The following is a 23,818-nucleotide window of genomic DNA, read 5'->3' as shown; positions in this document are numbered from 1 at the left end:
CGGTCCCGTGCTGGCATGCGATTTGCGCTGTGACCGCCCATGACAAGCAATCGGGAAGTCAGCATGCCGGCCGCATCCACGCAGTTCGGGCCGCCGCGACAACTTCCCGCACCCGTTGCCGCCTGCCCTCAGCACCTGGAACAGGCCGCCGGCTTCGGCCAATGGTGGTACGACCCGCAGACCGGCATCACCCATCTGTCACCCACGGCGGCCGAATACCTGGAAATGCCGACCCGCTCGGCCAGCGGCCTGGGCGTCTGCCTGGGCCATGTCGTCGAGGACGATCTGCCGGAATTGATCCGGCTCTGGACCGGCGCCCAGCCCCAGCTCCCACTGGACATCCGCGTCATCGGCCTGGCCCGCGGCCTGCGCTGGCTGCGCGTGACGCCACTGCCCCCCGACCCGGCGCGGCCGCGCTGGCGCCACGGCCTGCTGCAGGACGTGACCGCCCTCACCCACGCGGCCGTGCGCGAGCGCCTGGGCTATGCGTTGACCGAATACCTGATCGGCACCCACACGCTGGAGGATGCGATCAGCAACGTCATCCAGCTGATCTGCCGCAACCTCGGCTGGGAGTGGGGCGCCTACTGGAACATGGAGGACGGCGGCGGCCGCCTGCATTGCCGGCACTTCTGGCACCAACCCGACGCCCGGCTCGAACAATTCAGCGCGGTGAGCTCGACACTGAAGATGGCGCCCGGCGAGGGCCTGGTCGGCCGTGTCTGGGCCACGGGCAGCGCCGAGTGGGTGGAGGACATGAGCACCGACCCGCGCTTCCTGCGCCGTGGCAGCGCGCAGATGTGCGGGCTGTGGTCGGGCTATGTGTTCCCGGTCACCTATGTGTCGGACAACGGCGAACGCCACCGCCCCGGCGTGCTGGAGTTCTACAGCAGCCTGGCCCGCCAGCCCGAGGCCCAGCTGCCCAAGGTCTCGGCCACCATCGGCGCGCTGATCGCCCAGACCGCCCAACGCCTGGAGACCGAGGCCGTCATCCACCGCCTGGCCCAGATCGACGAGATGACCGAGCTGGACAACCGCGCCCACTTCTACGCCCAGCTGAACCGCCATTGCGCGTTGAGCCACCGCAAGGGCCGGCGCTTCGCGCTGATGTTCATCGACCTCGACCGTTTCAAGCCCATCAACGACGCCTTCGGGCACGAGGCCGGCAATGCGGTGCTGCAGGCATTTGCGCAGCGGCTGCGCGAGCTGGCGCCGCCGCCGGCCCGCGTCGGCCGCCTGGGCGGCGACGAGTTTGCGGTGCTGGTGCCTGACAGCGGCGACGAGCAGGCGCTGGCGGCCCTGGCCGATGCCGTGCTTGCCGCCGCCAGCCGCCCCATCAGCTACGAGGGTGTGGCGCTGACCGTGTCGGCCAGCATTGGCGTCAGCCGCTTTCCCGAGAACGGCCAGACCGGCCCCGAGCTGCTGCGCAGCGCCGACGCGGCCATGTACCGCGTCAAGCAGAACGGCCGCAACGGCAGCAATGTCTTCTCGACCAGCAGCCCCGACACCCTGGCCCAGCAGCGCGCCAAGCTGGCCCAGCGCCTGTCCATCGAGACCGAACTGCACGAGGCGCTCCAGGCCGGGCAGCTGCGCCTGGTCTACCAGCCCATCGTCGACATCGCCACGGGCGCCCTGCATGGCGCGGAGGCGCTGATCCGCTGGCACAAGCCCGATGGCACGACGGTGCCGCCGGACGTGTTCATTCCGATCGCCGAGCAGAGCGACCTTATCGTCGACATCGGCCGCTGGGTGCTGGGCCAGGCCCTGCGCGACCTGGCCTCTCTCAAGGGCAGCGCACTGCAGAAGCTCAAGGTCCACGTCAACATGGCGGCGTCCGAGTTCACGAGCAGCGCCCTGCCCGAGATGCTCGGCGCCATGTCGACCGGGCTCGAAGTGCCGGCCTCGCAGGTGGTGCTGGAGCTCACCGAGGGCATGCTGATGCGCCAGCCCGAGCAGGTCAGGCGCGTCATGCACCAGCTGCGCGAGATCGGCTTCGAGATCTCGCTGGACGACTTCGGCATGGGCCATTCGTCGCTGGCCATGTTGAAAAGCCTGCCCATCAGCTCGCTGAAGATCGACCGCAGCTTCGTGCGCGACCTGGCCACGGGCGAGCGTGACCGCGCCATTGCCCAGACCATCGTCGACCTCGGCCGGCACCTGCAGCTTGAGGTCATTGCCGAGGGCATCGAGAACGCAGACCAGCTCGAAGTGCTGGGCCAATGCGGCTGCGCCTTTGGCCAGGGCTATCTGCTCGGCCGGCCCCTGCCTTTGCCAAGGCTCATCGAGTCTTTTCCCGACGGCCGCTCGGCCGCTGATGCCCCCGCTAGAGTGCCGGCATGGAAACCTCCATGCCCTGCCCCTGCGGTCGCCGTGCCGCCTATGCCGACTGCTGCGGCGCCCTGCACGAGGCCTTTGCGGCTGGCCAGGGCCTGACCGCAGCCACGCCCGAGGCGCTGATGCGCTCGCGCTACTCGGCCTTCGTGCTGGACCTGCGCGACTATCTGCTGGCGAGCTGGCATGCAAGCACGCGCCCTGCCGAGTTGGAGGCGCCCGAGCCGGGGCTGAAATGGCTGGGCCTGGACGTGAAGCGTGCCGCGATGCAGGACGCCGACCACGGCAGCGTCGAGTTCGTCGCACGCAGCAAGCTCGGAGGCCGGGCGCATCGGCTGCATGAAGTCAGCCGCTTCGTGCGCGAGAACGGCGAGTGGTTCTACGTCGATGGCGACTTGAAAAATTGACTCTGACCCTGCTTTATCAGGACGAGCACCTGGTCGCCATCGACAAGCCGGCCGGCCTGCTGGTGCACCGCACCCAGCTCGCGGCCCACGAGGATGAGGCCGCGCTGCAGCTGCTGCGCGACCAGCTCGGCCGCACCGTCTGGCCCGTGCATCGCCTGGACCGCGGCACCTCGGGCGTGCTGCTGTTTGCGCTGTCAACAGAGGTTGCTTCGCTGCTCGGCGCGATGTTCGAGCAGGGGCTGATGCAAAAGAGCTACCTCGCGCTTGCACGTGGCTGGCCGCAGGAAGACGCCGGCCTCATCGACCATCCGCTGGCGCGCGACCCTGAGCAGCCGTCGGCGGGGCAGACGATGCTGGCGGCGCAGACCCGCTGGCGCGTGCTGGAGCGCATCGAGTGGGCACTGGCCACCGACCCGCGCTTCCCCACCACCCGCGTCGCCCTGCTCGAAGCCGAACCGTTGCAAGGCCGCCGCCATCAGATCCGCCGCCATCTGAAGCACATCGCCCATCCCATCCTCGGCGATGCGACGCATGGCAAGGGGCCGCTCAATCGAGCTGTCGCAGCATTCCTGGGCACACAGCGGCTGTGGCTGCATGCGCGCGAGCTGACTCTGGTTCACCCGGTCACTGGATCGCCTCTGCAACTGCTGGCACAGCCGGGCGCCACCTGGCCCGGTATTGACAGGGACTGGACAGGTTGAAGCCCCTGTCGCGTCGGCGATGCCACGACGCCCCGGGCGGGCTCAGAATCGACCGTTCCATCCAATAGCAGGAGACCGGCATGACGATCCAGGGCATCAAGGCGCAATACGAACAACGCGGGCCGGTGCCGCAGGACGTCATCGGGGCCTTACCCTTCGAGCCGCCCGCGCCCGGCGCGGGCCAGGCTCTGGTTGCCGTGCTGGCCGCACCCATCAACCCGTCGGACGTGCTGATGCTGACCGGCGGCTACGGCATCCTGCCGCCGCTGCCGGCTGTGGGCGGCAGCGAGGGCGTGGGCCGCGTCGTGGCCGTCGGCGAGGGTGTGACTCATCTGACTGCAGGCCAGACGGTTCTGCTGCCCGCCGGCAGCGGCACCTGGGCCAGCCATCTCGTCACCGACGCCAAGCGCCTGGTGCCCCTGCCCGCTGGCGCCGATGCGCAGCAGTTGTCCATGCTGACCGTCAACCCGGCCACGGCCTCGCTGATGCTGTCGGAGTTCGTCACGCTGCAGCCCGGCGACTGGGTCATCCAGAACGTCGCCAACTCGGGCGTGGGCGGCTATCTCACACAGCTCGCCAAGCTGCGCGGGCTGCGCACCGTCAATATCGTGCGGCGCGAGGGCGCGGCAGCGGTCGTGAAGGCGGACGGCGGCGATGTGGTGCTGGTGGATGGCGACGACCTGGCCAAGCGCGTCAAGGAGGCCGTGTCGGGCGCGCCTATCCGCCTGGGCATCGACGCCGTCGGCGGCAAGGCGACCAACCGGCTGGCGAGTTGCGTCGCCGAGGGCGGCACCGTCGTCAATTACGGGCTGATGAGCGGCGAGCCTTGCGTGGTGTCGCCGCAGTCCTTCGTCTTCAACGACCTGACGCTGCGGGGCTTCTGGCTGGCCAAGTGGTTCCGTGTTGCGTCACGCGAGGCGCAGATGGCGCTTTATGGCGAGCTGACCAAGCTGATCGCCACCGGCCAGCTGAAGGCGCGCATCCACGCGACCTATCCCGTCGAGCAAATCAAGGAGGCGATTGCCGCGGCCGCAACCGGCGAGCGCGACGGCAAGATCCTTGTCGTGCCCAGGCATTGAGTTCCCACTGAGCCGCGGCGGACACCGTCCTCTAGCGCCTGGGCACCGAGCCCAGCCAGCGCGCGCGGATGCGCTGCAGCTCACCACGCGACTCCAGGCGTTGGATGGCCTGGTTGAAGGCGCGCAGATCGGCCTCGGTCAGCGACCTGCGGCTGAGCTTGTAGGTGACGGGGTCGCGCAGCAGGTGGATGGGCAGCTCGATGAGAGGCACGTCGGCGGCACGCGCGGCAAAGGCGATGGCGACGCTGTCACCGAGCAGCACGTCGCCGCGGCCGATCTGCATCAGCTGCACGCCCTTGGCGTACTCCTCGAACCAGGTCAGCAGGCCATGGGCCTTGAAGTCGTTGATGATGGGCACCAGGGCCGGCCCGCGGTGGGTGACGAGGCGCAGGTTGGCGCGCAGCAGTTCATCCAGCGAATGCACGTCCATGCGGGCCTCGTCGGCACGCATGAACACGCCCAGCACCTCGTCGCGATAGGGCCGCGTGTACCAGGCGGCGTCAGAGCGCGGCGTCGCAGCGATCAGCACATCGAGTTGGCCGGCGAGCAGCATGGGCAGGCGGCGGTTGCGCGGCACTTCGCGCACATAGCTGACACGGCAGCCGGCCTCCTTGGCCACGGCGGCCAGCAACTCGGTCTCCAGGCCGGTGTGATGGCCGTCGGCCATGAAGGAATAGGGCCGCCAGTCCTCAAAGGGCACGCGCAACGGCCGCGTGCAGGCCGCCTGGGCCAGCAGCGGCGTGAACAGCATCAGCGCAAGCAGCAGTCGTCGGAACATCTCGGCCCTGGTCCTTGGCGGCTATCGACCGAGGATAGTCCCGCACGGTGGCATCAACGCGGCTCCAGCACCCTGACGTCCAGCCCCGAGGCCTGGCCGCGCCAGCGGTAGAGCTTCTGCGTCGCGGCCTGGAAGTCCTCGGGCTTCGCGCTGCGGATGGGCACGAAGGTCTGCGGGTTGCGGTCGATGAGCGGGAACCAGCTGCTCTGAACCTGCACCATGATGCGGTGGCCGCGGCGAAAGCTGTGGTTGATGTCCTGCAGGCCGACGCGCAGCTCTTCGACGCGGCCCGGCACCATGGCCTCGGGCGCCTCGAAGCTGTTGCGAAAGCGCCCGCGCAACGGGTCGCCGCGCACCAGCTGCTGGTAGCCACCGAGCGGTGCCTCGGGCGGTTCGACGTCCTCGGTGCGCGGCTTGCGCTTCTTCGCGGCCTCCTCCTCCAGTTCGGCGGGGTAGACGTCGATGAGCTTGACGACCCAGTCGGCGTCGCTGCCCGTCGTCGAGGCGAACAGGCGCGCGACGATGGGGCCGACGATGGTGATGTCCTCCTCCAGCACGTCGCTGCGGAAGGTCAGCACGTCCGGCCGGGTGGCCGCAAAGCGCTGGTCGCTGACCATGTATTCCTGCGGCACGCCCAAGCTCGCATAGCCGATGTAGGGCACGGGCTTGTTGGGGTCACTGACCCAGGCATCGAAAGCGGGCTCGGTCGCGTCGGGCGGCGCAAAGCTGAGCTTGCCGCCGGGTGCGAAGTAGAGGGTGCGGGCCTGCGCTTGCCTGGGCGGCCAGGCGTCGTAGCGGCGCCAGACGTTGGTGCCGGTCTCGAAGACGGTGGCCTTCGCAATGGGTGCCTTGGGGGCGACCTCTCGCAGATGCTGCTCGAAGAAGGGCAGCAGCACCTCCTTCTGGAACTGCTCGGCGGTGGGCTGCTGGAACTGCACGCGGCCCAGCTGCCGCCCCGGCGCGCCGACCCAGCCGCCATGCACCCAGGGGCCCATGACGAGGCGGTTGTCGGTGGCGGGGCTTTGCCCGGCGATCGCGCGGAAGGTGGCCAGCGGGCCGGCCAGGTCCTCGGCGTCGAACCAGCCGCCCACCGTCAACACGGCGGCGCGGATGTTCTTCAGATGCGGCGTGATGGCGCGGGACTTCCAGAACTCGTCGTAGCGGTCATGCTCGATCTGCACGTCGAAGTAGGGGTTGGGGCCGCCATCCTTGGCCAGCCGCTGCGCCAGCGCGTCGAGGTTGCCGTGCTGCAGGTAGAACTCGTAGCCGTCCAGCGTGCCCCAGTCGAACTGCGGCCATTGCTTGGGCGGCGGCACCGGTGCCTGCTGCGGCTTGAAGCCGGTGTAGAAGCCGAAGTTGGCCGCCAGCATGAAGGCCCCACCGTGATAGCTGTCGTCGCCCTTGAAGAGGTCGGCAATGGGCGCCTGCGGCGACGCGGCCTTGATGGCCGGATGCGAGTCGATGATGGAGGCCGAGGTGTAGAAGCCCGGGTAGGACACGCCCCAGAGGCCGACGCGGCCGTTGTTGCCGGAAATGCGGTCCAGCAGCCACTGCACGCTGTCGTGGGTGTCAGAGCTTTCATCGACGTCAGCCACGCTCTTCTTGACGGGCTTGTGCGGCGTCATCTCGATGAACTCGCCTTCCGACATGTTGCGGCCGCGCACGTCCTGGCAGACAAAGATGTAGCCGGCCTTCAGGAACTCCTCGTTCGGCGCGAGGCCCTTGATGCCATCGCGGTCCACGCCGTAGGGCCCGCAGCCATAAGGCGTGCGCACCATCAGGAAGGGGTAGCGCCGGCTCTGGTCCTTGGGCACATAGACGGCGGTGAAGAGCTTCCTGCCGTCGCGCACCGGCACGCGGTACTCGTACTTGGTGTAGTGCTCGCGCGGCTCGTAGGCCGGCGGCTTGTTCTCCTCGTCGGCGGCTTGGACCGCCAGGCCGGTCAGGCCCAGCAGCAACAGGAAGGAGGCGCGCAACAGCAGCATCGTCGGCAACGGCGGGTTGAAGGAGGGGCGAAGTCTGACACCGACCGGATGGACGGCGGCGTTAGGCTGGCGGATCGCCAGCTGCGGGAGGCTCCGCCATGAAGATTGACACGAACACCTACCGGGTCGCGTCGGGCCAGAAGGTCAAGCTCAAGCACTGGGCCACGGCCGTCGACCCGCTGTACAGCGACAAGGGCGACTACGAACAGCGGCTGGGCGCCCAGGTCGAGCGGCTCAGCGAGTTGCAGAACCTGCTGTATGCGCACAACCGCTACTCGCTGCTGCTGGTCTTCCAGGCCATGGACGCGGCGGGCAAGGACGGCGTCATCAAGCATGTGATGTCGGGCGTGAACCCGCAGGGCTGCCAGGTGTTCAGCTTCAAGCATCCCAGCGCCCAGGAGCTGGATCACGACTTCCTGTGGCGCACCACGCAGTGCCTGCCCGAGCGCGGGCGCATCGGCATCTTCAACCGCTCCTACTACGAGGAGGTGTTGATCGTGCGCGTGCACCCGGAGATCCTGAAGGCCCAGTCCCTGCCCAAGGAGACGACGCGTGCGCCGGCGATCTGGTCGGATCGTTATGCCTCCATCAACAACCTGGAGCAGCACCTGCACCGCAACGGCACGCGGGTGCTGAAGTTCTTCCTGCACCTGTCCAAGGAGGAACAGCGCCAGCGCTTCCTGGCGCGGCTGGAAGACCCAGCCAAGAACTGGAAGTTCACCGCCGACGACATGGCCGAGCGCGAGCTCTGGCCCAAATACATGCAGGCCTACGGCGAAGCGTTGGGCGCGACCAGCAGCGAAGAGGCGCCCTGGCATGTCGTGCCGGCGGACGACAAGCGCAACGCACGCCTGATCGTGTCCCAGGTCATTGTCGACACGCTCACGGCGCTGAAGATGAGCTACCCCGAGCCCACCCTCGACGCCGTCGAGCTGGCGGCGATCCGCAAGCGGCTGAAGGCGTGATCAGCCGAACTTGACGGCGTAGACGGGCGGCAGGTGGGCCGACACGGCCTGCCAGCTGTCGCCCGCGTCGCCGCTCGCCCACAGGCCGCCGGTCGTCGAGCCCATCATCAACTGCTCACCCGCGTCGTCCACCGCCAGGCCGTGGCGGTAGATCAGGTCGTAGCAATGCTGCTGCGGCAGGCCGGCACGCAACACGTCAAAGCTCTTGCCGCCGTCGCGGGTGCGGGTCACGCACAAAGCTCCATCCACCGGGATGCGGCGTTCGTCCTTGACCGCGGGCACGAACCAGGCCGTCTGCGAGTCGGCCGGATGCGCGGCGACGGCAAACCCAAAGCTCGACGGCTGGGCCTGCAGCTCTTCCCAGGTCGCGCCGTTGTCGCTGCTGCGGAAGATGCCGCAGTGGTGCTGGCACCAGAGCACATCGGGCTCGGCACGGCAGCGGGTGATCAGGTGCGGGTCCTGCGAGTTCTCGTCGCCGGCCAGTTCGGGCGGCATGAAGTCGGCCCGCATACCCTTGGCGCGCAAGCCCCAGCTGCTGCCGCCATCGGTGGTGCGCCAGGCGCCGCCGCAGGACACGCCCACCAGCAGCTCGTCGGCGTTCGATGGATGCGGGCAGATCGAGTGCAAGGCCGGCGCCGGGTTGCCGCCGCCCATCCACTGCAGGCGGCGCGGGTCCATCCACAAAGCTTCGCTGAGCTGCCAGCTCTCGCCGCGGTCGCGGCTGACGAACAGCCCGCCGGGAATGCTGCCGCACCAGATCACGTCGCCCGAGCGTTCCAGCGAGAACACCTGTTCCAGCTTCCAGGCCGGCCCTTCGGCGCCCTCGGGCTGCGCCGGGAAGCTCGGCGCCGACACCTCGTGCCATGTCTTGCCGGCGTCGTCGCTCGCCTGCAGCTTGGCGCCGAAGTGGCCCAGGTTGAGCCCTGCCAGCATGAAGCCCGAGGCGTCGGGCGGCAGCAGCATGGTGACCGGGTCGGCCACGAAGCTGAGGTTCTCGATATGCCAGGTGCTGCCACGGCGGCGCAGCTCGAAAAGGCCTTTGCGGGTCGCGGCCCAGGCGCGGTCAGTCATGGTTCAACCTCCAGAGAGTGCTTGCAGGACATGGATGCGACTGTCCGACCGCAGCGGGTCGCTCAGGCCGCGCAGGTCGCGCGCCCGTTTGCCGTCGATGAAGACGACCACGTTGACGCGCAGATGGCCCTGCTCGTCGAGGATGTAGCCCCGCAGCCGCGGCTGCTCGGCAAAGGCGGCATGCAGGGCTTCGCCCAGCGTGGACGCCTCGCATTGGCAGGAAGGCGCGTCCACGAAGCGGCGCAGTTGGGGGGTGAATTCGACAAGGGCCATGGATGCACGACGAACGACGGCCATCGAATTCGACGACCTCGTATCCCTCAAATATCCCCGGGCTTACCCGCACGGACAGAATGCGGCCGATGAATTCCGGTGTCCTCTTCGCCCTCGGCGCCTATCTGAGCTGGGGGTTGTTCCCGCTCTACTTCCGCCAGATCGCTTCCATCCCCGCGCTGCAGATCGTGGCCCACCGCACGTTGTGGTCGCTGGCCTTCGTGGCCGTCGTGCTGCTGGTGACGCGCAATCTGTCCTGGCTGAAGGACGTCAGCGCGGCGACCTGGCGGCGCTTTGCACTGTCGGCCACGCTGATCGCCATCAACTGGCTGACCTATGTCTGGGCCGTCGGCCATGGCCATGTCATCGACGCCAGCCTGGGCTACTTCATCAACCCGCTGGTCAACGTCGCGCTGGGCTTTGCGGTGCTGCACGAACGGCCGCGGCCCATCCAGTGGCTGGCCGTGGGGTTGGCGGCCTTTGGCGTGCTGTGGCTGACGGTGGCCGGCGGCAAGCTGCCCTGGGTGGCTCTGGTGCTGGCGGTGAGCTTTGGTCTCTATGGCCTGATGCGCAAGACGGCAAAGCTGGGTGCCATCGAAGGCCTGACGCTGGAGACCCTCATCCTCGCGCCGCTGGCCGCGGGTGGGCTGATCTGGTGGTCACAGGACGGCAGCATGGCTGGCCAGACGGCCGTGGACTGGGCCTGGCTGATCGGCACCGGCCCGGTCACGGCCGGCAGCCTGTTGCTGTTCGCGGCCGGCGCACGGCGCCTCCCGCTGGCGACGCTGGGCGTTGTTCAGTACGTGTCGCCGTCGCTGCAGTTCCTGCTGGGGGTGTTCCTGTTCCACGAGCCCATGGACGCGAGCCGCCTCATCGCCTTCGGCTTCATCTGGGCGGCGTTGGCTCTGTACTCGCTGGATGGCTTGCGGCTGGCGTGGCGTCCGCGCGCGGTTTGACGAGCTGCTCGTTTCCCGGCGCGATGGGTGCCGAGGCAGCCGGCTTTGCCGAAGCCTTGGCCCCATTGGCATAGAAGTCACGCGTCTTCTCGTTCAGGGGACCGCGGTCGAGCTGCCACAGGCCCAGCGGGCCATGAACCAGCATGAACGAGTGCTCGGAGCCTCGCTCGAACTGAGCCCAATATTCCTTCAGCTCCGGAAATTGCAGCGCTGGCAAGCCTGGCTGCACGGGCTGCAGCGATGTGGCGCCCACCAGCCGATAGGCCGCGGACTGGGCGGCGGGAGCCAGCGTCTGGTCCAGGCGCTTGGCGAAGGGAACCGCGGCAATCGCCATGGCAATGATCATCAGGAACGTCACCCCTGCCGACTCGGCCATCGGTACATGATGTCGACGCAGGACGGGAAACAGAGGCAACGCCAACAGAACGCCTATCAGCGGCAGGACCGCCAGGTCGCCAAACAGCGGTACGACGGCAAACGGCGTTTCGGACAGCAGTTCATGGTCATTGGCCATGGCGTCGACACCGGCGAATATCAACAACGCCAGCAGCACGCCGGTGGCGATCGCCGAGGCCCGGTTCTTGTCGAGCGCGAAGCCTCCCATCGCTAACGGCGGCAAAGGCTTGCCGGGCAGCAGGGCCCGGAACAGGTCGGCCGTGCCGTCGCGCGAGGCATGGGCATTCATGCCCACGTCGGCGGCCACCATCAGCTCGTCACCGCGGCCCTTCAAACGGAGCCAGTGGACAGGGTTACTCAGGGCGTTGCCGCCGGCCCACTCGATCTGCAGCGCTGCCTTGGACATGAGCCGATCTAGCCGCTCGCCATCCCAAAGATGGGCAACGACGCGCACGGCATCACCCGTATCCAGCAACAGGCCGGAGCCCTCGAAGGGCAACCATTTCAGCCGCCGGGCGAAGGCCTCGGGCCGCGACACCTGAATGCGGAACCAGCGACATCCCTCTCCAGGCGCCAGTTCGTCCAGCAGGACGTCCTGCCTCTGCTTGCCGAGGCGCACTCTGTGCACCAACCAGCCAAGCCAAGCCACCAGCCCCAGCTGCAACGCCAGGGGTAACCAGAACGCCCATCCCTTCATGTGACCTCCCTTGCGCCGCTTGCCGGGCGCTGGGAGGGAAGTCTAGGTGGGCCAGCGTTAGCTGCGCATCAGGAAGTCAAAGGCCCCCAGCGCCGCCTTCGCACCATCGCCGGCGGCGATGATGATCTGCTTGAAGGGCACGGTCGTCACATCACCGGCGGCGAACACGCCGGGCAGCGAGGTGGCGCCCTTGGCGTCCACGATGATCTCGCCATGCTTGCTGAGCTCCAGCGTGCCGCGCAGCCACTCGGTGTTGGGCACCAGGCCGATCTGCACGAAGCAGCCTTCCACTTCGACACGCTTGCTTTCGCCGCTGATGCGGTCGGTGTAGTTCAGGCCGTCGAGCTTGCCGTTGCTGCCACCCGTGAATTCCGTCGTCTGCGCGTTCACGATGATGGTCACGTTGGGCAGGCTCTGCAGCTTCTTGACCAGCACCGCATCGGCACGCAGTTCGGCGCCGAACTCGACGAGCGTCACATGCTTGACGATGCCAGCCAGATCGATGGCCGCCTCGACTCCCGAGTTGCCGCCGCCAATGACGGCGACCGGCTTGCCCTTGAACAGCGGGCCGTCGCAGTGCGGGCAGTAGGCCACGCCCTTGTTCTTGTACTCGGCTTCGCCGGGCACGCCGACGTTGCGCCAGCGCGCGCCGGTGGACAGGATGACGGTCTTGCCCTTGAGCTTGGCGCCGTTGGCCAGTTCCACTTCGACGTAGCCACCCGGCTGCGCGGCCGGCGTCAGCTTCTCGGCGCGCTGCAGGTTGTGGATGTCGACCTGGTAGTCCTTGACGTGGCCTTCCAGCGCGGCGGCGAACTTGGGGCCGTCGGTCACGGAGACGGAGATGTAGTTCTCGATGCCCAGCGTGTCGTTGACCTGGCCGCCGAAGCGCTCGGCGGCGACGCCGGTGCGGATGCCCTTGCGCGCTGCGTACACGGCCGCTGCAGCGCCTGCCGGGCCGCCGCCAATGATGAGCATGTCGTAGGGCTCCTCGGCATCCAGCTTCTTCGCGTCGCGCACGGCGGCACCGGTGTCGAGCTTGGCGACGATCTCCTCAAGCGACATGCGGCCCGAGGCAAAAGGCTGGCCGTTCAGCCACACGGCCGGCACGGCCATGATGTCGCGCGCCTCGACCTCGCTCTGGAACAGGCCACCGTCGATGACGGTGGTGCGGATGCGCGGGTTGACGATGGCCATCAGCGACAGCGCCTGCACGACGTCCGGGCAGTTGTGGCAGGTCAGGCTCATGTAGATCTCGAAGTCGAGATCCAGGTCCAGCGCCTTGACGGCGTCGATCTGCGCCTGCTCGACCTTCGGGGGATGACCGCCGGTCCAGAGCAGCGCGAGCACCAACGACGTGAACTCATGGCCCAGCGGGATGGCGGCAAAGCGCAGCGATTGCTCTGTGCCGGTGCGGCGCAGCAGGAATGACGGCGTGCGGGTGTCGACACCGTCGGTACGCAGCGTGATCTTGTCGTGCATGCCGGCGATCTCTTCGAGCAGCTCGCGCATCTCGTCGCTGGACTTGGAGTTGTCCAGCGAAGCAATGATCTCGAAGGGGACCTTGACGTGGTCCAGGTAGCCCTGGAGCTGGGTCTTGAGTGCGGCGTCCAACATGGTGGTGTCCTTTCAGTGAGGCGTGGCGGGGCGGGCCACTGCTGAAAGGGTCCCCGATGCCGGAGGCCCTTTCAGCAGAACCTGTCTGGTTCTGCAGAAGGCAGGAACCCTCCCGGGTTCCTGACGAACAGCATGGCTGTTTAGATCTTGCCGACGAGATCCAGGCTCGGGGCGATCGTGGCAGCGCCTTCCTTCCACTTGGCCGGGCAGACCTGGCCGGGGTGGGCGGCGGTGTACTGGGCAGCCTTCAGCTTGCGCAGCGTTTCCGACACGTCACGGGCGATCTCGTTGGAGTGGATCTCGGCGGTCTTGATGACGCCGTCCGGGTTGATGACGAAGGTGCCGCGCAGTGCCAGGCCTTCTTCGGGGATGTGCACGCCGAAGGCATTGGTCAGCGTGTGGGTCGGGTCGCCCACCAGCGGGAACTTGGCCTTGCCGACGGCCGGCGAGGTCTCGTGCCACACCTTGTGCGAGAAGTGGGTGTCGGTCGTGACGATGTAGACCTCGGCGCCCATCTTCTGGAACTCGGCGTAGCTGTCGGCCGCGTCTTCGACTTCGGTCGGGCAGTTGAACGTGAAAGCGGCCGGCATGAAGATCAGCACGGACCACTTGCCCTTCAGGGTTTCGTCGCTAACGGTGATGAACTTGCCGTTGTGGAAGGCTTCGGTCTTGAAAGGCTGGACTTGGGTGTTGATCAGGGACATTCGAAAGCTCCGTAGGGCGCTGGTTGATGGGATAGGTAGAACTATATCGAAGATGAGTTTTCAGTAGAAAACATTTATCAAATCGGCGCTATTGAGTCAGGCTATTGATCACCGCCCCACCCGGCCTGGCGGGCCGAGCGCCGGGCCGCTCCCAAGCCGGCCCGGTCCGGCGATGTGCTTGGCGGCCAACCCGCCAAGCATCGCCGTCCCCTCGGGGGACCGACCAGACCAGCCCGCGTCCAGCCGGACTGGTCTGGACGAGGGGCAGCGTTTCAGGCTTCGTAGCGGCGGTCGTAGAGCTGGTGCGGGCTGAGCTTCACGCGCAGCACCTGCGCGGCCACCAGACCCGTGATCGCATGCTCGGCCACCGCCGTGTCACGCCTGACGGGAGAGCCTAAGGCATCCCCATGACGATTCATAACGGCGCTGACGATGGGAGTGTTGCCTGATGTACCGCGGCGCACCGCCACCGCGATCTCGCCGCTGGCGAGCTTGACCAGGGTGCCGGGCGGGAACATGCCGACCTCCTTGACCAGCAGCGCTGCAAAGGGATGGCCATTGCTGCCGGTGTAGAGCGACTTGGCCGCCTGCGGTGCCGGCATGCCTGCGCGGCCGCCGCGGCTGGCAAGCTTGGCCAGGAAGATGTCGACGAGGCGCAGCAGCTGGGCCGCCTCGTCGGGCTCGGCCAAGCCTTGCGGATAGCCACCGCCGCCCGGCTGCTCATGGTGCTGGGCCACCGCAGCCAGCCATTGCGCATCGTCCAGGCCGGCGTTGCGCAGCCAGGCCACGGCTTCGTCAGGATGGCGGTCGATGGCCGCGCGCTGGGGTGGCAGCAGCTTGCCGCCGCGCGAGGCCAGGCGCCCCTGCAGGTCGATGATGGAGAGATTCATCGTCAGCGCGGCGCCAACGAGGCTCTTCTGGCGCTCCGGCGTCCATGAGAGGCGGCGCGCCAGCAGCGCGGCGACAGCGGCCGTGTGCAGCAAATGGGCCAGGCCGTAGACCTCGTGGCGGCTGTGGTCGTGCTGGATGACGACGAAGAGCAGTTGGTCAGGGAAACGCTCGGTCCAGGCGATCAGCTGGCCGGCGCATTCCTTGACACGCGGCAGGAAGAGGGTTTCCTGCGGCGTGCGCAGCAGTACGGACAACCGCGTCTGCATCGCCTCCCAGCGGCCGAAGAAGTCCTCGCTGCCCGCACCGCCATCGCTGCTACGCGCCGAGGCGTCGCGCACTTCCTCCATGTCGACGAACACGCCGCGGTTCAGCAGCGCCTCGCGCATCTGCTCGTTGGGCACCGGCTGGCCCTTGGCCAGCAGCAGCTTGCCCTCGGCATCACGCACCCCGAAAGGCAGGGGCGCCCCGGCCTTGATGTGACCGGCAACCTGCTGGATGGGGACGAGTTTCATGGCCGGATGATCTCCGGACTTGCACGCGCCGCCGCAGCGGAGAAACGCTCAGGTTTCCAGCGCCAGCAGCTCCTCGACAGTCTGGCGACGGCGGATCAGGCGGTTGCTGTCGCCGTCGACCAGCACCTCGGCTGCCAGCGGCCGACTGTTGTAGTTGCTGGACATGGAGGCGCCATAGGCACCCGCGTCGTGGATGACGAGCAGGTCACCGACGACGGCGAGAGGCAGGTCGCGCGTCAGCACCTCGCCGCCGGGGCCTTGCGTGAACACATCGCCGGACTCGCACAGCGGGCCGGCCACGACTGTGGGCTGCTCGGGGCCGCTGGCGCCGAGCAGGCTCATGGCATGGAAGGCGCCGTACATGGCCGGGCGCATCAGCTCGTTGAAGCCCGCGTCGACAAGGACGAAGCGGTTGGCGCCCGAGTTCTTGACTGCCCTCACCTCGGCCAGAAGCACGGCGCTTTCGGCGACGAGGTAGCGGCCAGGCTCGATCTCCAGCTTCAGCGCGTGACCCACCAGCGCCTCGGCCTCGCGGCGTGCGGCGTCCCACAGGCCGAAGTAGTGAGCCACGTCGATGCGCGCATCGCCATCGCGGTAGGGAATCGACAGGCCACCGCCGGCCGAGATCGCGTGCAGGTCATGCCCGGCCGCGACCGTTTCGCGCACCAGGCCGACCATGGCCTGGCCGACCTGGGCCAGATGCTCGTAGTCCACGCCCGAACCAATGTGCATGTGCAGGCCGACCAGCTTGAGCCCATGGCGGCGGATGGCCGCCAGCGCGGCGCCCAGATCGGCATGCCAGATGCCGTGCTTGCTGTGCTCGCCGCCGGTGTTGGTCTTGTGGCTGTGGCCATGGCCGAAGCCCGGGTTGATGCGCAGCCAGACAGCATGGCCGGGCGAAGCGGCGCCGAGCTGATCGAGCATGTCGATGGAGCCGGCGTTCACAGGGATGCGGTGCTCGACAACCGTTGCCAGCGTGGCGTGGTCCAACAGGTCGGCGGTGAAGACGATCTCGTCACCACCAGCTTCGTAGCCTGCCGCCAGCGCGCGCAGGATCTCGCCGCGCGACACCGAGTCGACCTTGACGCCAGCCTCGCGCAGCAGCTTCAGGACGTGGATGTTGGAGCAGGCCTTCTGCGCAAAGCGCACGACGTCGAAGCGCTTCAGCGACGCAGCGCGCTCGCGGATGGTGGCGGCGTCATAGACCCACAGCGGCGTGCCGTGCTCGGCGGCGAGAGCTTGCAGGCGGGCGGGGTTCAGGGCGGCAGGCAGGGGCTTTGTCATGGATCAAAGCATGCCCGTCGGCGTCTATTCAATCAAATTGAAATTTGTGCAGCGACAATTCAATCCTGATATGGACATCCAGCACCGCCACATCGAAGTCTTCCGCGCTGTCATGACGGCGGGCAGCGTCACCGGCGCCGCGGCGCTGCTGCACACCTCGCAACCGACGCTGAGTCGCGATCTCGCCCGACTGGAGCAGTTGCTGGGCTACGCCCTTTTCGAGCGCGAGCGCGGCCGGCTCAAGGCGACGGCACGGGCGCGCGCCTTGTTCGACGAGGTGGAACGCAGCTTCCAGGGCCTGGCGCGCGTCATCGAGCGGGCCGAGGCGCTGGGGCGCTCGGAGGATGCGGAATTGAGTCTGCTGAGTCTTCCAGCGCTGAGCCACGCGCTGCTGCCGGCCGCGCTCCAGCAACTGCTCGCTGCCAACCCGTCGGCACGCGTGTCCATCACACCAGCCGAGCCACCGCTGCTGGACGCCTGGATCAGCGAGCAGCGCTTTGACCTTGGTCTGGCCGAGCAGGCAACACCCCTGCCCGGCGTGCGTGTCGAGCCGGTGCTGGAGGCAGACGAAGTGGCCGTGCTGCCGGCCGACCACGCACTAGCGTCGCGCAAGCGGCTGGCGCTGAAGGATTTCGAGGGCCAGAACTTCATCAGCCTCGCCGAGGACGATCCCTACCGGCGCGAGATCGATGCGCGCTTCGACGCGGCAGGCATCCAGCGCCGGCTGCGCGTGCAGACGCACAGCGCAGTGGCTGTCTGCGAGCTGGTCCGCTCGGGGCTGGGTACCGCTATCGTCAATCCGCTGACTGCGGCGGCCTGCGCCGGCTTAGGCTTGGTCGTGCGACCGCTGGCGGTGTCGATTCCCTACCGGGTCAGCGCATTGATCCCATTGCACCGACCCGCGCAGCCGCTGGTCGATGCCCTGCTCAGCGCGCTGCGCTGCGCACCACCGTCGGCTTCGTCCCGAAGCGCTTGACGATGCTGGCCTCGATGCCGGCAGCGTCCAGGCCACACAGGCTCATCAGCTTGGCCGGATCGCCGTGCTCGACGAACTCGTCGGGCAGGCCGAGCTGCAGCACCGGCACGCCGAGGCCGGCGGCGTTCAACGCCTCGACGACGGCGCTTCCGGCGCCGCCCATGATGCAGCCATCCTCGACGGTGACGATGACGTCATGCGTGCGCGCCAGTTCGGCAACGAGCTCAGCATCCAGCGGCTTGACGAAGCGCATATTGGCGACCGTCGCGTCCAGGCGCTCGGCCACTTCCAACGCGGGATAGAGCAGCGTGCCAAAGGCCAGGATCGCGATGCGCTGGCCCTGCCGACGCACTTCACCCTTGCCCCAGGCCTGGGCCGTCATGGCTTTGACAGGCACGACGCCAACGCCCGCGCCGCGCGGGTAGCGCACCGTCACCGGCCCGTTGTGCATGAAGCCGGTGTACAGCGCCTGGCGGCATTCGTCCTCGTCGGCCGGCGTCAGCACGGCCATGTTCGGGATGCAGCGCGTGTAGGCGATGTCGTAGTTGCCGGCATGCGTGGCGCCGTCAGCGCCCACCAGGCCGGCGCGGTCCAGCGCGAACAGCACGGGCAGGTTCTGGATGGCGACGTCATGGATCAGCTGGTCATAGGCGCGCTGCAGGAAGGTCGAATAGATCGCGACGACGGGCTTGATGCCCTCGCAGGCCAGGCCCGCGGCGAAGGTGACCGAGTGCTGCTCGGCAATGCCGACGTCGTGATAGCGCTGCGGGAAGCGCTTGTGGAACTCGACCATGCCCGAGCCCTCGCGCATCGCGGGCGTGATGGCCACCAGACGCGGGTCGGCTTCGGCCATGTCGCACAGCCAGTCGCCAAAGACCTGCGTGAAGGTCGTCTTGGGCGGCGTGGCCGGTTTGACGAAGCCCACCGCCGGGTCGAACTTGCCGGAGGCCGCGTGGTACTTGACCGGGTCGTTCTCGGCCAGCTTGTAGCCTGCACCCTTCTTGGTGACGATGTGCAGGAACTGCGGGCCCTTCTTCTCGCGCAGGTTCTCGAGTGTCGGGATCAGCGAGTCCAGGTCGTGTCCGTCGATGGGGCCGACATAGTTGAAGCCGAACTCCTCGAAGATGGTGCCCGGCACGACCATGCCCTTGGTGTGCTCCTCGAACTTGCGCGCGAACTCGTAGAGCGGCGTGTTCTTCAACACGCTCTTGGCGCTTTCGCGGGCGGCGGCGTAGAAGCTGCCGCTCATCAGGCGCGCGAGGTATTTGTTCAGCGCACCGACCGGCGGGCTGATGGACATGTCGTTGTCGTTCAGGATGACGAGCAGGTCGCCCATCAGGCCGCCATGGGCCACGCCGGCGTTGTTCAGCGCCTCGAAGGCCATGCCCGCCGTCATCGAGCCGTCGCCGATGATGGCCACGGCGCGGCGGTCTTCGCCCCTGAGCTTGAAGGCCATGGCCATGCCGTGGGCCGCGGAGATGCTGGTCGACGAATGGCCGGTGCCAAAGGTGTCGTACTCGCTCTCGTCACGGCGCGGGAAGCCGCTGATGCCACCGATCTGGCGCAGGCCCGGCATGCGGTCACGCCGGCCGGTCAGCACCTTGTGCGGATAGGTCTGATGGCCCACGTCCCACACCAGCCGGTCGTCCGGCGTGTTGAACACGTAATGCAGGGCCACGGTCAGCTCGACCGTGCCAAGGTTGGAGCCGAGGTGGCCGCCAGTCTTGGAGACGCTCTCCAGCACGAAGGCGCGCACCTCGTCGGCCAGCTTGCGCAGTTCGGTGCGCGGCAGGCGGCGCAGGTCGGCCGGGCTGTCGATGCCTTTGAGCAGCGTGTATTCCATGGCGGTCCTCTTTAGTTGTCCCGCTCTACAACGGAGTCGGCCAGCAGGCTGAGGTGGCTCACATCGGCCAGGCCGCTGGCGGCCAGGGCCGCCTTAGCCTCGGCGCGCAGCGCTTGAGCCAGCGCGCGCGCGGCATTCAGGCCCAGCACGCTGACATAGGTCGGCTTGTTGGCGTCCTGGTCCTTGCCGGCGGTCTTGCCCAGCACCTCGGAATCCTGGGTCACGTCGAGGATGTCGTCGACAACCTGGAAGGCCAGGCCGAGCGCCGCGCCGTAGTCGGACAGCGACTGGGTCGCCTGCGTCGACACCGACCCGCAGGCCGCGCCCATCAGAACGCTGGCCTGCAGCAGCACACCAGTCTTGCGGCGGTGCATGTCGCGTAGCGTGGTTTCGTCCAGTCGCTTGCCAATGCTGGCCAGGTCGATGGCCTGGCCGCCGGCCATGCCGTCGTGGCCGGCCGAGCGGGCCAGCAGCGAGCACAACCGCGCCTGCAGGGCGGGAGCAATGCCCGTGTCCGGCGTCAGCACCTCGAAGGCGAGGGCCTGCATCGCGTCGCCCGCCAGCATGGCCTGGGCTTCGCCGAAGGCGACGTGCGTCGTCGGCTTGCCGCGGCGCATGACGTCGTTGTCCATGCAGGGCATGTCGTCATGCACCAGCGAATAGGCGTGGATGAGCTCGACCGAGCAGGCTGCGCGCATGGCCGCAAAGCTGTCGCCGCCCACGGCCGCGCAGCTCGCCAGCACCAACAGCGGGCGCAGGCGCTTGCCACCGCCCAGCACCGCATAGCGCATCGCCTCGCCAAGGCCAGCCGGTGCGGCGGCGGGCACGAGATCATCCAGCGCCGCTTCGAAGGCGTTCAAAGACGCCTGCACCCAGCGGTCAAAGTCCTGTGCATTCAAGATTCGGGGCCCTCCCAGGCCTTCAGTTCGGCGCCGTCCAGCAGCTTGACCTGCTGTTCCACCGCCTGCAGCCGCCCGCGGCACAGAGCCAGCAACTCGGCGCCCCGCTTGTAGCTGTGCAGAAGTTGGTCCAGCGGCAGCTGTTGCCCCTCCATGGCCGCCACCATGCGCTCCAGCTCGTCGAGCGCCTGCTCGTAGCTGAGGTCGGCATCGCCGTCGCTCGAGGCGGCCTTGGTGCGGGGAGAGGACTTGGTCATTTCAAAACGCGAAACAGCAATTGTAGTCAGCGGGCTTCCTCAGCTTGGTGCCTGCGGACGTAACCGTCGGACGGAGGACGCGGGCATGCGTAGAATCCCGAACCTCTCGCTCGAGCGCGCACGCGCGCGGCCTCGAGCCCCCTTTCCACACCTAGCAACCTGGCCGACTCGGCAGCCCCGAGATGCGCCGGAGGGACGCAGCACCTCTACCCGCCTGAAAGACCCGCCTGGATCATGTCCGACCTGAGTCTTCCCGTCTCGGCGCTCACACGCAGCCAGACCCAGCTCCCGGTGAGCGCCTATTTCGACCCCGATCTGTTCCAGCGCGAGCAGGCCAGCATCTTCCAGCGAGGGCCCCGCTACGTCGGCCATGCACTGGCCGTCCCCGAAATCGGTGACCACTACGCCCTGCCGCAAGAGGGCGAAGGCCGGGCCTTGGTGCGCTCAAGCCAGGGGATCGAGCTGATCTCCAACGTCTGCCGCCACCGCCAGGCGCTGATGCTCAAGGGTCGCGGCAACACCCAGGCCAACATCGTCTGCCCGCTGCACCGCTGGACATATTCACATCAGGGCGAATTGATCGGTGCGCCCCACTTTGCCGAAGACCCCTGCCTGAACCTGAACCGGTACAAGCTGCGGGAATGGAACGGCCTGCTGTTCGAGGACAACGGCCATGATGTGGCCGCCGAGCTCAGCCAATTGGGCCCGCGCGCGCAGCTGGACTTCACCGGCTATGTGCTCGACAAGGTCCAGGTCCACGAGTGCAACTACAACTGGAAGACCTTCATCGAGGTCTACCTTGAGGACTACCACGTCGGCCCCTTCCACCCGGGCCTGGGCGGCTTCGTCAGCTGCGACGACCTGGCCTGGGAGTTCGGCAAGCATCACTCGGTGCAGACCGTCGGCGTGCACAAGGACCTGGAGCGCCCCGGCTCGCCCGTGTACCAGCGCTGGCACGACCAACTGCTGAAGTTCCGCGAGGGCCGCCCGCCCGAGGCCGGCGCGATCTGGCTGACCTACTACCCGCACATCATGGTGGAGTGGTACCCGCATGTGCTGGTCGTGTCGACGCTGCACCCGGTGTCGCCGCAGAAGACCGTCAACCTCGTCGAGTTCTACTACCCCGAGGAGATCGCCGCTTTCGAGCGCGATTTCGTCGAGGCCCACCAGGCCGCCTACATGGAAACCTGCGTGGAGGACGACGAGATTGCCGAGCGCATGGATGCCGGCCGCAAGGCGCTGATGATGCGCGGCGACAACGAGACCGGCCCCTATCAAAGCCCGATGGAAGACGGCATGCAGCACTTCCATGAATGGTTCCGGAACGAGATCGGCGCGCCTCTCTGATGCCCGCCTCGGTGCTCATGGTCGCGGCGACGCTGCTGTTCGCCACCATGGGCGTCTGCGTCAAGCTGGCCAGCGAGTTCTATGCGGCCAGCGAGATCGTCATGTACCGCGGCCTGGTCGGCTCCGTGATGATGGCCCTGCTGTCGCACCGCCAGGGCATCAGCCTCAAGACCCGCCTGCCCGGCATGCATCTGTGGCGCAGCATCTCCGGCGTCACCTCGCTGTGCCTGTGGTTCTACGCCATCAGCCACCTGCCGCTGGCCACGGCCATGACGCTGAACTACATGTCCTCGGTCTGGATGGCCCTCTTCCTGCTCGGCGGCGCCGTGCTGATGGGCGCCCAGCGGCTGGACTGGCGGCTCATGGCCTCGGTGCTGCTGGGCTTCGTCGGCGTCGCGCTGATCCTGCGCCCAACGCTGGACCAGCAGCAGCTCTGGTACGGCCTGGCCGGCCTGCTGTCGGGCATGATCGCCGCGATGGCCTATCTCCAGGTCACGGCCCTGGGCCGCGTCGGCGAGCCCGAGTTGCGCATCGTCTTCTACTTCTCGGTCGGCGGCTGCGTGGCTGGCGCCGTCATCACGGCCGTCACCCAGGGCGGCCTGCAGAGCCACACGCTGTGGGGTGCGTTTCTGCTCCTCGCCGTCGGCGTGCTGGCCACCACCGCCCAGGTGTGCCTGACGCGCGCCTACTCCATCGGCCGCCCGTTGGTGAACGCCTGCCTGCAATACCTGGGCATCGTCTTCTCCTTCATCTACGGCATGCTGCTGTTCAAGGACCCGCTGACCTGGCACGCCACCTTCGGCATGCTGCTCATCATCGGCGCCGGCCTTGCGGCGACGCTGCTGCGCTCCAAGGTCGCCCCGCCGCCAAAAGACAGCCAGTTCAACCCCGCTGAGTCATGAAGGGACTGGCCCACCCCCTACGCGCTTCGCGCGCCCCCTCAAGGGGGCACTGCCAGCGGCCCAGCAAAGCCGGTTCCGCGGCAGTCACTGGGTAAGTCACCACACTGGAAGCTTCGACATGTCGTTCACGACCTTGATTTCCACCACCGAACTCCGCGCGCTCTCGAACCCGCTGATCCTCGAAGGCAGCTTCGACCTCACCGACACCGACGCCGGCGAGCGCGCCTACGCGGCCGGCCACATCCCCGGCGCCTTCTACCTGCACCTGGACCGCGACCTCTGCGGCGACAAGACCGGCCCCGATGGGTCTTTCCGCGGCCGCCACCCGCTGCCAGAGCGCGAGGATTTCGCCGCGTTGATGCGCCGCCTGGGCCTGAGCGCCGGCCGCCAGGTTGTCGCCTATGACCGCCAGGGCGGCCCCTACGCCGCCCACATCTGGTGGATGCTGCGCTGGCTGGGCCACGCCGAGGTGGCCGTGCTGGACGGCGCCTGGGACGGCGAAATGACGGCGGATGTCCCAACTGCCACGCCGACCGACTGGCAACCCGGCCAGCCGCTGGTCGGCCAGATCGACGCCGCCACCCTGCTCAAGAAGCTCGGCAACGTCCGCCTCATCGACGCCCGCGCCGCCGAGCGCTTCCGTGGCGAGGTCGAGCCGCTGGACAAGGCCGCCGGCCACATTCCCGGCGCCAGTAACCGCTTCTTCAAGGACAACCTCGGCGCCGACGGCCGCTTCAAGCCTGCGGCCCAACTGCGTGCCGAGTTCCAGCCTTTGCTGGCACCGCACAGTGCCGGCGCGGTGGTCCAGCAATGCGGCTCCGGTGTCACCGCCTGTCACAACCTGTTGGCCATGGCCCACGCCGGCCTGGGCGACAGCCTGCTTTACCCCGGCTCCTGGAGCGAATGGTCGTCAGACCCGGCCCGCCCTATCGCCAAAGGTTAGGCCAGGG

22 protein-coding genes are annotated in these 23,818 nt (G+C 67.8%); 10 read left to right on the top strand and 12 right to left on the bottom strand.

The features are described 5' to 3' along the window. Nucleotides 1-63: 63 nt before the first annotated feature. The 4 genes from ACXJKM_RS00215 to ACXJKM_RS00200 all read left to right on the top strand — a co-directional run bounded on the left by ACXJKM_RS00215 (nucleotide 64) and on the right by ACXJKM_RS00200 (nucleotide 4,518). Nucleotides 64-2,433, top strand: coding sequence for a putative bifunctional diguanylate cyclase/phosphodiesterase (locus ACXJKM_RS00215; RefSeq protein WP_457349500.1), 2,370 nt, complete (start codon nucleotides 64-66; stop codon nucleotides 2,431-2,433). Continuing rightward, entirely contained in the window at nucleotides 2,337-2,738 is a 402-nt protein-coding gene (locus ACXJKM_RS00210; RefSeq protein ID WP_457349498.1) for a YchJ family protein, read from the top strand. Before ACXJKM_RS00215 ends, ACXJKM_RS00210 begins: the two co-directional genes overlap by 97 nt. Beyond that, nucleotides 2,735-3,439, top strand: a complete 705-nt coding sequence (locus ACXJKM_RS00205) for a pseudouridine synthase (protein WP_056198508.1) — start codon at nucleotides 2,735-2,737, stop codon at nucleotides 3,437-3,439. Before ACXJKM_RS00210 ends, ACXJKM_RS00205 begins: the two co-directional genes overlap by 4 nt. 80 nt (nucleotides 3,440-3,519) lie before the next feature. Next, nucleotides 3,520-4,518: a zinc-dependent alcohol dehydrogenase family protein gene (locus ACXJKM_RS00200; RefSeq protein WP_457349496.1), complete on the top strand. Its 999-nt coding sequence runs from the start codon at nucleotides 3,520-3,522 to the stop codon at nucleotides 4,516-4,518. A 31-nt stretch (nucleotides 4,519-4,549) separates the two neighbouring features. Here the strand turns inward: ACXJKM_RS00200 and ACXJKM_RS00195 are convergent, their stop codons facing one another. Then, nucleotides 4,550-5,296 carry a substrate-binding periplasmic protein gene (locus tag ACXJKM_RS00195; RefSeq protein WP_457349494.1) on the bottom strand — a complete coding sequence of 249 codons (747 nt, stop codon included), beginning with the start codon at nucleotides 5,294-5,296 and terminating at the stop codon, nucleotides 4,550-4,552. Between the two features lie 53 nt (nucleotides 5,297-5,349). Further along, on the bottom strand, nucleotides 5,350-7,281 hold the full coding sequence (locus tag ACXJKM_RS00190) for a CocE/NonD family hydrolase (RefSeq protein ID WP_457349492.1): 1,932 nt from the start codon (nucleotides 7,279-7,281) through the stop codon (nucleotides 5,350-5,352). Nucleotides 7,282-7,379: 98 nt separating this feature from the next. Between ACXJKM_RS00190 and ACXJKM_RS00185 the strand changes: the two genes are divergently transcribed. Further along, nucleotides 7,380-8,246 (top strand): ADP-polyphosphate phosphotransferase, encoded by an 867-nt coding sequence (locus tag ACXJKM_RS00185; protein ID WP_457326030.1) that lies wholly within the window; start codon nucleotides 7,380-7,382, stop codon nucleotides 8,244-8,246. Here ACXJKM_RS00185 and ACXJKM_RS00180 read toward each other — a convergent pair whose 3' ends face one another. Together ACXJKM_RS00180 and ACXJKM_RS00175 are read right to left on the bottom strand one after the other, a co-directional pair. Beyond that, nucleotides 8,247-9,317, bottom strand: a complete 1,071-nt coding sequence (locus ACXJKM_RS00180) for a WD40/YVTN/BNR-like repeat-containing protein (RefSeq protein ID WP_457349490.1) — start codon at nucleotides 9,315-9,317, stop codon at nucleotides 8,247-8,249. A gap of 3 nt (nucleotides 9,318-9,320) precedes the next feature. After that, entirely contained in the window at nucleotides 9,321-9,590 is a 270-nt protein-coding gene (locus ACXJKM_RS00175; RefSeq protein ID WP_056198526.1) for a MoaD/ThiS family protein, read from the bottom strand. A gap of 89 nt (nucleotides 9,591-9,679) precedes the next feature. Between ACXJKM_RS00175 and rarD the strand changes: the two genes are divergently transcribed. Next, entirely contained in the window at nucleotides 9,680-10,546 is an 867-nt protein-coding gene (rarD, locus tag ACXJKM_RS00170) for an EamA family transporter RarD (RefSeq protein WP_457325236.1), read from the top strand. Here rarD and ACXJKM_RS00165 read toward each other — a convergent pair. From ACXJKM_RS00165 to lysA, 5 genes are all read right to left on the bottom strand, one after another. Further along, the gene (locus ACXJKM_RS00165) at nucleotides 10,476-11,639 is read right to left on the bottom strand and encodes a hypothetical protein (protein ID WP_457349488.1); all 1,164 of its coding nucleotides are present in this window, start codon (nucleotides 11,637-11,639) and stop codon (nucleotides 10,476-10,478) included. The two genes, rarD and ACXJKM_RS00165, sit on opposite strands and share 71 nt — an antisense overlap. A 57-nt stretch (nucleotides 11,640-11,696) precedes the next feature. Next, a complete protein-coding gene (gene ahpF, locus ACXJKM_RS00160; RefSeq protein ID WP_457349486.1) occupies nucleotides 11,697-13,253 on the bottom strand; it encodes an alkyl hydroperoxide reductase subunit F in 1,557 nt (518 codons plus the stop codon). 140 nt (nucleotides 13,254-13,393) lie between these two features. Beyond that, the gene (ahpC, locus tag ACXJKM_RS00155; RefSeq protein ID WP_056198538.1) at nucleotides 13,394-13,957 is read right to left on the bottom strand and encodes an alkyl hydroperoxide reductase subunit C; all 564 of its coding nucleotides are present in this window, start codon (nucleotides 13,955-13,957) and stop codon (nucleotides 13,394-13,396) included. Between the two features lie 272 nt (nucleotides 13,958-14,229). Next, nucleotides 14,230-15,360, bottom strand: a complete 1,131-nt coding sequence (locus tag ACXJKM_RS00150; RefSeq protein ID WP_056198541.1) for an HD domain-containing phosphohydrolase — start codon at nucleotides 15,358-15,360, stop codon at nucleotides 14,230-14,232. A gap of 48 nt (nucleotides 15,361-15,408) precedes the next feature. Beyond that, entirely contained in the window at nucleotides 15,409-16,644 is a 1,236-nt protein-coding gene (lysA, locus tag ACXJKM_RS00145) for a diaminopimelate decarboxylase (RefSeq protein ID WP_457349484.1), read from the bottom strand. 70 nt (nucleotides 16,645-16,714) lie between these two features. On the opposite strand from lysA, the gene ACXJKM_RS00140 reads away from it, so the two are divergent. After that, nucleotides 16,715-17,620, top strand: a complete 906-nt coding sequence (locus tag ACXJKM_RS00140; RefSeq protein ID WP_457349482.1) for a LysR family transcriptional regulator — start codon at nucleotides 16,715-16,717, stop codon at nucleotides 17,618-17,620. Here the strand turns inward: ACXJKM_RS00140 and dxs are convergent. The 3 genes from dxs to xseB are packed head-to-tail and all read right to left on the bottom strand — an operon-like array spanning nucleotide 17,571 to nucleotide 20,619. After that, on the bottom strand, nucleotides 17,571-19,463 hold the full coding sequence (gene dxs / locus ACXJKM_RS00135) for a 1-deoxy-D-xylulose-5-phosphate synthase (RefSeq protein WP_457349480.1): 1,893 nt from the start codon (nucleotides 19,461-19,463) through the stop codon (nucleotides 17,571-17,573). The genes ACXJKM_RS00140 and dxs overlap by 50 nt on opposite strands. A gap of 11 nt (nucleotides 19,464-19,474) precedes the next feature. Next, a complete protein-coding gene (locus ACXJKM_RS00130) occupies nucleotides 19,475-20,362 on the bottom strand; it encodes a polyprenyl synthetase family protein (RefSeq protein WP_056198553.1) in 888 nt (295 codons plus the stop codon). Further along, entirely contained in the window at nucleotides 20,359-20,619 is a 261-nt protein-coding gene (gene xseB, locus ACXJKM_RS00125) for an exodeoxyribonuclease VII small subunit (RefSeq protein ID WP_056198557.1), read from the bottom strand. Before xseB ends, ACXJKM_RS00130 begins: the two co-directional genes overlap by 4 nt. A gap of 234 nt (nucleotides 20,620-20,853) precedes the next feature. Between xseB and ACXJKM_RS00120 the strand changes: the two genes are divergently transcribed. From ACXJKM_RS00120 to ACXJKM_RS00110, 3 genes are all read left to right on the top strand, one after another. Continuing rightward, nucleotides 20,854-21,966: an aromatic ring-hydroxylating oxygenase subunit alpha gene (locus ACXJKM_RS00120; RefSeq protein ID WP_457349478.1), complete on the top strand. Its 1,113-nt coding sequence runs from the start codon at nucleotides 20,854-20,856 to the stop codon at nucleotides 21,964-21,966. Further along, entirely contained in the window at nucleotides 21,966-22,868 is a 903-nt protein-coding gene (locus tag ACXJKM_RS00115) for a DMT family transporter (protein ID WP_457349476.1), read from the top strand. The genes ACXJKM_RS00120 and ACXJKM_RS00115 overlap by 1 nt, the downstream gene beginning before the upstream one ends. A gap of 118 nt (nucleotides 22,869-22,986) precedes the next feature. Then, nucleotides 22,987-23,811 carry a sulfurtransferase gene (locus tag ACXJKM_RS00110; protein WP_457349474.1) on the top strand — a complete coding sequence of 275 codons (825 nt, stop codon included), beginning with the start codon at nucleotides 22,987-22,989 and terminating at the stop codon, nucleotides 23,809-23,811. Nucleotides 23,812-23,818 lie beyond the last annotated feature (7 nt).

It is taken from the genome of Roseateles sp. P5_D6, assembly GCF_054049415.1.
Note: the sequence above shows the minus strand (reverse complement) of the source record. Positions and strands in the feature narration are given on the sequence as shown.

Bases quoted from the DNA above. Each gene is read 5' to 3' on its own strand.
- lysA (WP_457349484.1), bottom strand. From the start codon at position 16,644: ATGACAAAGCCCCTGCCTGCCGCCCTGAACCCCGCCCGCCTGCAAGCT.
- ACXJKM_RS00195 (WP_457349494.1), bottom strand. From the start codon at position 5,296: ATGTTCCGACGACTGCTGCTTGCGCTGATGCTGTTCACGCCGCTGCTG.
- dxs (WP_457349480.1), bottom strand. From the start codon at position 19,463: ATGGAATACACGCTGCTCAAAGGCATCGACAGCCCGGCCGACCTGCGC.
- ACXJKM_RS00165 (WP_457349488.1), bottom strand. From the start codon at position 11,639: ATGAAGGGATGGGCGTTCTGGTTACCCCTGGCGTTGCAGCTGGGGCTG.
- ahpF (WP_457349486.1), bottom strand. From the start codon at position 13,253: ATGTTGGACGCCGCACTCAAGACCCAGCTCCAGGGCTACCTGGACCAC.
- ACXJKM_RS00175 (WP_056198526.1), bottom strand. From the start codon at position 9,590: ATGGCCCTTGTCGAATTCACCCCCCAACTGCGCCGCTTCGTGGACGCG.
- ACXJKM_RS00180 (WP_457349490.1), bottom strand. From the start codon at position 9,317: ATGACTGACCGCGCCTGGGCCGCGACCCGCAAAGGCCTTTTCGAGCTG.
- ACXJKM_RS00110 (WP_457349474.1), top strand. From the start codon at position 22,987: ATGTCGTTCACGACCTTGATTTCCACCACCGAACTCCGCGCGCTCTCG.
- ACXJKM_RS00190 (WP_457349492.1), bottom strand. From the start codon at position 7,281: ATGCTGCTGTTGCGCGCCTCCTTCCTGTTGCTGCTGGGCCTGACCGGC.
- ACXJKM_RS00200 (WP_457349496.1), top strand. From the start codon at position 3,520: ATGACGATCCAGGGCATCAAGGCGCAATACGAACAACGCGGGCCGGTG.
- ACXJKM_RS00120 (WP_457349478.1), top strand. From the start codon at position 20,854: ATGTCCGACCTGAGTCTTCCCGTCTCGGCGCTCACACGCAGCCAGACC.
- ahpC (WP_056198538.1), bottom strand. From the start codon at position 13,957: ATGTCCCTGATCAACACCCAAGTCCAGCCTTTCAAGACCGAAGCCTTC.
- xseB (WP_056198557.1), bottom strand. From the start codon at position 20,619: ATGACCAAGTCCTCTCCCCGCACCAAGGCCGCCTCGAGCGACGGCGAT.
- ACXJKM_RS00150 (WP_056198541.1), bottom strand. From the start codon at position 15,360: ATGAAACTCGTCCCCATCCAGCAGGTTGCCGGTCACATCAAGGCCGGG.
- rarD (WP_457325236.1), top strand. From the start codon at position 9,680: ATGAATTCCGGTGTCCTCTTCGCCCTCGGCGCCTATCTGAGCTGGGGG.
- ACXJKM_RS00140 (WP_457349482.1), top strand. From the start codon at position 16,715: ATGGACATCCAGCACCGCCACATCGAAGTCTTCCGCGCTGTCATGACG.
- ACXJKM_RS00185 (WP_457326030.1), top strand. From the start codon at position 7,380: ATGAAGATTGACACGAACACCTACCGGGTCGCGTCGGGCCAGAAGGTC.
- ACXJKM_RS00215 (WP_457349500.1), top strand. From the start codon at position 64: ATGCCGGCCGCATCCACGCAGTTCGGGCCGCCGCGACAACTTCCCGCA.
- ACXJKM_RS00115 (WP_457349476.1), top strand. From the start codon at position 21,966: ATGCCCGCCTCGGTGCTCATGGTCGCGGCGACGCTGCTGTTCGCCACC.
- ACXJKM_RS00210 (WP_457349498.1), top strand. From the start codon at position 2,337: ATGGAAACCTCCATGCCCTGCCCCTGCGGTCGCCGTGCCGCCTATGCC.